1 protein-coding gene is annotated in these 1,983 nt (G+C 68.4%); it reads left to right on the top strand.

Going from position 1 to position 1,983, the window contains the following annotated elements; translation table 11 throughout:
- Positions 1–281 precede the first annotated feature (281 nt).
- On the top strand, positions 282–1,983 hold a 1,702-nt coding region (locus AXA74_RS23635), incomplete at its 3' end, for a methyl-accepting chemotaxis protein (protein ID WP_060833340.1).

The following is a 1,983-nucleotide window of genomic DNA, read 5'->3' on the forward strand; positions in this document are numbered from 1 at the left end:
GCAACTGCCCCGCCTGGCCACGCGCCCGGCCGCCAAGACCGCCGCGGCGGAAGGGGCGGCCACGCGCCGCGCCGCCCGCCGCCCGGCGCCGGCCAATGGCCAAGCTCAAACCGATGGCGCCGCGCGTCCCGGCCGCAAGGCGGCCGCGGATGATGATTGGGAGTCCTTTTAACCCGTCCGGGGGACGGGGAGGCTGTCCGGGGCCCGGCCGCCGAAGGCGGCGGGCATGACAATCACCGGACCCGCAAGGGTCCGGACTCAGGGTGGAAGGATTCGTCAAAATGTTAGCAAACTTGAAAGTTCGTACTGGGCTGTTGCTGGCGTTGTTGATCCTGGCGCTGATGGGGCTGTTCGCCACTGGATTGGGTTGGAACGCCACACATAAAGCCGATGAAGCCCTGGACATGCTGGACAGCCTCAGCGTTCAGCAGAATGTATTGATCAAGGACGCCTACAGCCAGATGCTGCGCGCCACCGTGCGCGCGGACATCGCCGCCGCGCAGCGCGCCGCGGGCGACGCGGCCGGGGCGGCGCAGAACGCCAACACCGTGCGCGAGCTCAATGCCGATGCCGCGCGCAAGATGGAGGCCTTCCAGGCCATCCCCAAGCACAACGACGAAGGCCGCCGGATGGAGGCCGAGGTCATGGGCAGCTTCAAGGCCTTTGTGTCTGCCCTGGGCGAGATGATGTCGGCGCTGGACCGAGGCGACAACGCCGCCTATCTGGATCTCAAGAACCAGAAGGCGGCCGCGGCCAGCGGGGCGTTCGCCGCCAAGCAGCAGGAATTTTCCGACCGTATCCAGAAGATGAGCGCCCGGACGCTGGCCGATGTGCGCCAGGCTTCCCACATCATGATGATGCTCTATGCGGCCATGATCGTGCTGATGGCGATCATTGTGGTGTCGGCCTTTGTCTATATGACCCGCGCCGTCGTGCGGCCCTTGCAGCGCGTGGGCGAGCACTTCGAGAGGATCGCCTCGGGCGACCTGACCGGGCGCATCGAAGCCCGCAGCAATAATGAGATCGGCCAGCTGTTCGCCGCGCTCAGGCGCATGCAGGAAAGCCTGACGCGCACGGTGTCGTCGGTGCGCCGGGGCGTGGACGAGATCAATGTGGGCGCGCGCGAGATCGCGGCGGGCAACACCGACCTGTCCAGCCGCACCGAAGAACAGGCCGCCTCGCTGGAAGAGACGGCCGCGTCGATGGAGCAGCTGGCCTCGACGGTCAAGCAGAACGCGGACAATGCGCGCCAGGCCAATCAGCTGGCGGCCAGCGCCTCGGATGTGGCCGAACGCGGCGGCGCCGTGGTGTCCGAAGTGGTGCAGACCATGGAAGGGATTTCAGCCAGCTCGCGCAAGATCTCGGAGATTGTGTCGGTGATCGACGGGATCGCCTTCCAGACCAATATCCTGGCGCTGAACGCGGCGGTGGAAGCGGCGCGGGCGGGCGAGCAAGGCAAGGGTTTCGCGGTGGTGGCCGGCGAGGTGCGCACCCTGGCGCAGCGCAGCGCGCAGGCGGCCAAGGAGATCAAGAGCCTGATCGAGGATTCGGTGGACAAGGTGGCGGCGGGGTCCCAGCAAGTGGGCCGGGCCGGGGACACCATGCAGGAGATCGTGGCCTCGGTCAAGCGCGTGACCGACATCATGGGAGAAATCGCCGCCGCCTCGCAGGAGCAGTCCAGCGGTATCGACCAGGTCAACCGTGCGGTCACGCAGATGGACGAGGTCACGCAGCAGAACGCCGCCCTGGTCGAGGAGGCGGCGGCCGCCGCCGGTTCGATGCAGGAGCAATCGCAGCGCCTGGCCGAGGCGGTGGCGGTGTTCAAGATCCATGCCGGCGAGGTCATCGATGTCAGCGCCGCGCGCCTGGCGTCGGTCCGGCCCAAGGCGGTGGCCGCCGAAGCCATGCCGGACAAGGCCGAACCGCCGCCGGCCGCGCCGGTGGCGCCGGCGCGCCGCCTGGCCGCGGCGGACGGCGCCACCG

The organism is Bordetella hinzii LMG 13501 (assembly GCF_001548475.1).
Taxonomy (GTDB): domain Bacteria; phylum Pseudomonadota; class Gammaproteobacteria; order Burkholderiales; family Burkholderiaceae_B; genus Bordetella; species Bordetella hinzii.